Origin of the sequence: Endozoicomonas sp. YOMI1 (genome assembly GCF_024606345.1) — a bacterium.
In the GTDB taxonomy this organism is placed as follows: domain Bacteria; phylum Pseudomonadota; class Gammaproteobacteria; order Pseudomonadales; family Endozoicomonadaceae; genus Endozoicomonas.
Window position 1 is genome coordinate 1 of sequence record NZ_JAHHPM010000283.1, and the last position, 1,924, is coordinate 1,924.

Consider the following 1,924-nt stretch of genomic DNA (forward strand, 5'->3'; position numbering starts at 1 on the left):
GACTCCGCTCAGGACGAACGGAGTTTGGAGGTCAATGATAGATGGAACCCATCAATTGCATTGAAGAAACTGTGTACTAGATTTTTAACCGAACACCAGTGCTCTGCATTATTAAAAAAACGTCTAAACAACGTCGTTCAGTAATGAATCAGGTGTGCGTATGATTCCCGTGATTTCCTTAAAGGAGAGTCCATATGTTGTACCCACGCTGGTTGTTATTGTCTTTCCCCATCCTGCTATTGCTCAGCGGTTGTGCTACCGATACTGGGCAATGCAGAAAACCTGCGCTGAAAACGCTGAATTTCACGGTCATTCACACCAATGATAACCACGGAAAATTCTGGAGAAACCGTGACGGTGAAGTGGGCATGGCGGCCCGCAAAACATTGATTGATCGTATTCGTGCAGAAGTAGAAGCTGAAGGCGGCAAGTCTCTGGTATTGTCTGCAGGCGATATAAATACCGGTGTGCCCGAGTCCGATATTCAGGAAGCTAAGCCTGATTTTATCGGGATGAACCTTATTGGTTATGATGCCATGACCGTGGGTAACCATGAGTTTGATAACCCGCTGCCTGTTTTGCTGAAACAGGAAAAGTGGGCAGACTTCCCTTTCCTGTCAGCCAACATCTTTTACAAAGATACCGGTAAACCAGTGTTTAAGCCTTGGGTAATGAAAGAGCTGGAAGGTGTGCGGGTCGCCATTCTTGGCTTAACTACAGAAGACACAGAATCACAGACGCTCAAGGAAAACATTAAAGATATTCGTTTTGATGATGCCGTAGATACAGGAAAAGTCTGGGTACCAAAACTGATTCGGGATGACCAGGCTGATATTGTTATTGCGCTCACCCACATGGGGCATTATCCAAACGCCAGACATGGACACAACGCTCCGGGTGATGTCAGCCTGGCTAAAGAAGTGGATGGTGTCGATATCATTGTCGGTGGCCATTCACAAAGTAAACTACTCCGGCCTGATATTAAAAACAGTACCTATGTACTACAGGCTTGGGAGTGGGGCAAATATGTTGGCCGGGCTGATTTTATCTATCAATATCTGGACAATGGCAGAGGACACAGCCATGGCTTGCTGAAAATGGTGAATTACCGCCTGATTCCGGTGAATCTCAAGACAGAGAAAATCATCAATGGTAAGAAAGAGCTGGTCACTATAGAGCCTGAGATTCCAGAAGATCCGGCAGTGCTGAAGGCATTAAAGCCTTATCAGGATAAAGCGAGTGAACTAATGAATCGGGTTGTCGGTGCCATCGATCAGTCCCTGGATGGTTCACGGGAAAAAGTTCGCTCAAGCCCAGCGGCCATAGGCAATCTGATTGCCCGGGCACAGATGGAAAAAACCAAAGCCGATCTGGCTGTAATGAACGGCGGTGGTATTCGCACTGGCTTGAAAGCAGGTAAGATTACCGAAAAAGATCTTCTCAAGATTCAGCCTTTTGGCAATATGGTGTGCTATCTGGAAATGACAGGCCGTGAGCTGCGGAACTACATTGAAGACGTTGCCGCTATTCAACCCGTCAGTGGCGGCTTGGTGCACTTTGCCAACGTCAGGCTGACCATGGCCGGCGATAAATTAATGTCTCTGGACATTGGCGGAAAGCCTGTGGATAAAAACAAGAAGTATCGCATGGCAATTAATGCCTTTTCTGCTGGCGGGGGTGATAACTGGCCTGTGGTGGATGAGAATCCAACGTTTGTTAATACCGGTTATACAGACGCTGTCGTATTGAGTGATTACGTTAAGAGATACTCACCTCTGAAGAGAAATGAGTATCTGCCAAAAGGGAAGATTGTGCGGAAATAGCCAACATGATTCTGGTTCCCTTAATAGGAAGCTGTCCGAGAATAGACTGCCCTACTGCGGCGGCAGCAAATTGGTCTAAAAATCCGCTTTTGTTCGGCAAA

The 1,924-nt window shown here is 46.8% G+C and carries 1 protein-coding gene; it reads left to right on the forward strand.

Annotated features, from left to right (window positions below):
• Positions 1-194: 194 nt before the first annotated feature.
• Positions 195-1,823, forward strand: a complete 1,629-nt coding sequence (ushA, locus tag KDK15_RS09725; RefSeq protein ID WP_257295159.1) for a bifunctional UDP-sugar hydrolase/5'-nucleotidase UshA — start codon at positions 195-197, stop codon at positions 1,821-1,823.
• Positions 1,824-1,924: the final 101 nt, after the last annotated feature.